This is a genomic window from Kocuria subflava, assembly GCF_012163155.1.
Lineage (GTDB): Bacteria > Actinomycetota > Actinomycetes > Actinomycetales > Micrococcaceae > Kocuria > Kocuria subflava.
Map to the genome: position 1 here is coordinate 1 of NZ_JAAVUN010000072.1, position 1,445 is coordinate 1,445.

Here is a 1,445-nt window from a genome sequence, read left to right on the forward strand (position 1 = left end):
GGAGATCACCCAGCTGTGCCTGAGCATCCACGCCTCCATGGTCGTGGGGCGGCTGGAAGCCATTCAGGACCGGCTGGGCGTCGAGGACTAGCTGTACTTCCCCGTGACGTTGTGAACGCGTTGTGAGGGTGTTTGGCCGCCGATGCCGGTGTGGGGTCTGTGGTGATTGTAGTGATGGAGCCACCGCGTGTAGGCGGCTTCTCGTTCGGCCTCACTGGTGTAGGGCTGCGCGTAGGCCCATTCAGCGGCCAGCGTCCGGTTGAACCGCTCAACCTTGCCGTTGGTCTGCGGCCTGTAGGGTTTCGTCCATCGGTGCTTGATGTCCTCACCCAGTGCCTCAGCGAAGGCATGGGAACGGTAGCAGGCACCGTTGTCCGTCATCACTGCCGTCACGCTCACTCCGAGGCTGGCGAAGAACGCTTCGGCCCTTCTCCAGAACGCCGCCGCAGTCTCCTTGCGTTCATCGTCGAGGAGCTCGGAGTATGCGACCCGCGAGTGGTCATCCACCGCATGGTGGAGATACCGGTAGCCACGTGAGCCCGCTGCTCCGTGTCGGTTGGCTCTATCCCGCACGACGCCGGCGGCACGGTCCTGGGCGGAGCCTCGACCGTGGACCCGCCAACCACCGCCGTCAGGAATACGGCCTTGCTTCTTGATATCCACGTGCACCAGCTGGCCCGGTGAGGCGACTTCGTAGCGCACTGGTTTCGGCTTTCGAACCGGTAGCCCGGTGGTCTGGTCGATGTTGACCAGCTTCGGCATCCGGAACCGGGCCAGAACCCTCCCCACCGTAGAGCGGTGCAGGTGCAGGTGATACGCAATTCGGTGCGGACCCCAGCGGCGGGTGAACCGTAACGCGATGATCCTGCGCTCCGTCTTGTGCGGCAGTCGGTTCGGGCACGTGCGTGGTCGTGAACCGCGGTCGGTGAGTGCTTCCCCAGCGCGGTACCGGTCCGCCCATCGCTTCGCTGTAGCCGGGGAGCACTGGAAGCGTTCGGCTGCTCGGCGTAACGGCCACCCCTGCTTCACGACGAGGATAGCGAGGCGACGACGTCCCTCGGGCGTCAAAGGTGCGTTAGCGTGAGTCACGAAGGCCTCCGTGGTGAAGATGTTGAGTGTGGTAACCCACATCTTGCCCGGAGGCCTTCATCTACCCCGCGTGTTCACAACCTGCCGGGGAAGTACAGCTAGCATTGAACAATGCGCACGCAGGCAGCGTCGGAGCAGCCGATGAGCATCAGTCAGGTCGCCGACCGCACCGGCCTGAGCGTGCACACGCTGCGCTTCTACGAACGCAAGGGCCTGTTGATCGCATCGGTGCGTCGCAGTTCCGGCGGTCGGCGCATCTACACCGAAGCCGACGTGGAATGGCTCGACATCTGCACCCGGCTGCGTGCGTCTGGCATGCCGCTGGCCAAGCTGCAGACCTTCGCCGCCATGGTCAG

2 protein-coding genes are annotated in these 1,445 nt (G+C 64.4%); one reads left to right on the forward strand and one right to left on the reverse strand.

The window, feature by feature from the left end:
* Positions 1 to 87: 87 nt before the first annotated feature.
* Positions 88 to 1,089: an IS481 family transposase gene (locus GTW58_RS12980; protein ID WP_168023547.1), complete on the reverse strand. Its 1,002-nt coding sequence runs from the start codon at positions 1,087 to 1,089 to the stop codon at positions 88 to 90.
* Positions 1,090 to 1,200: 111 nt separating this feature from the next.
* On the opposite strand from GTW58_RS12980, the gene GTW58_RS12985 reads away from it, so the two are divergent.
* Positions 1,201 to 1,445 (forward strand): MerR family transcriptional regulator (locus GTW58_RS12985; protein WP_168023548.1); only part of this gene is annotated, 245 nt, incomplete at its 3' end.